The organism is Kitasatospora sp. NPDC050463 (genome assembly GCF_040655255.1).
Taxonomy (GTDB): domain Bacteria; phylum Actinomycetota; class Actinomycetes; order Streptomycetales; family Streptomycetaceae; genus Kitasatospora.
Map to the genome: position 1 here is coordinate 1 of NZ_JBFAJO010000229.1, position 1,221 is coordinate 1,221.

Below are 1,221 nucleotides of genomic sequence, written 5' to 3' on the forward strand. Positions count from 1 at the left end.
CGTGACTGTCGTCGGGGCTGACTTCTTCCGGGGGCACGCAGCAGCTGCAGACCGTCTGCCGACTGGTGGTAACGCGGGGGACAGCGTCAACTTCCGAAACGGTTCCGTCGACGCGGCCTACGCCTCCTGCAAGGCATTCACGGCAGGCCGAGAAGTCGTGGCACCGAAAGGAATCGGCAACACACCGGGCGCCCCGGCAGAAGGCGGCCAGCTGCGCCGGAGACGCCCGCGGCCGCGCGGGCCCGGCATCCGGTCGTGAAGCCGGGCCCACGCAGGTTGAGGATCCGCAACGGGTGCCGAATAGGCCGTAGGGGCCGCCCGGCCCGCCCTGCGCGCGCACCGGCCCGGGCCGTCGGCATCGGCAGACCGCAGTGGTCGTCGTCCTCGAGGGTGAGTGAGGCGCAGTCGGCGGTGATCTCCCCGACGACCGGGGGCGGGAAGGCCTTCGTGAGCGTCGGTATGACCTGGACGTCGTACCGCTCCCAGAGCTGTCGTGGTGGTGCCCGGCACCGGACTGCTGACCGGCCTCGGGGCGACCGGAGACGAAGCCCGGATCCCGGTTCACGGCCGCCGCGGCAGTCGCGGGGGCGCTGCTGGGATCGCTTGTGGGAACGGGATGGATGACCCCGGTGCTCGGGATCGTCGGCGCGGCGCTGGGCGCGAACCTCGTAGTGGAGTTCCGAGGCCGCCCACAGCGTCTCGGGACCACCCGGGCGGCCACCGCAAGGGAGACCGTCATGTCGCAACCATGACCACCGCCCCGGACCTGATCTCTCGTCACACCCCAGGCACGGCCGAGGCTTCGGCTTCTCGCTGACCAATTGCATGAGACTCATCCCAGCCGTGCTTTACATGCACTTGTAGTTAATTACGAGCCCTTCTACCTTCGAGATGTGGGCGCGAACGAAACACGGTTTCGCCGGGTCCGCCTCTTCACCCCCTTCACCCCTGCTCAGTTGGGAGCACCACCATGTCCGCGTCGATTCAGAGCACCGGAATTGCCGTCGCCACCTCCGACGCCGACCTGCTCGAGCAGACCGCGAGGGCGGTGCGCGCAGCGGGTGCCGCGCTGCGGGAGCGGTTCGGAGACGTGGTCCGCTACGAGACCCGCGAACAGCTGATGCAGGCGCTCGCCGCCAACGACGACGCGGCCCTCGACGTCCTGCGCCCCGCCCTCACCCGCCTGCGCCCGCAGGCCCCCCTCGTCGAGGACGAGCTCGC

Annotated in this window: 1 pseudogene; it reads left to right on the plus strand. The window is 70.0% G+C overall.

Features of this window, described 5'->3' with window-relative positions:
- Positions 1-970: 970 nt before the first annotated feature.
- Positions 971-1,221, plus strand: a pseudogene (locus tag AB0J08_RS41675) (3'(2'),5'-bisphosphate nucleotidase CysQ); the annotation flags it as partial.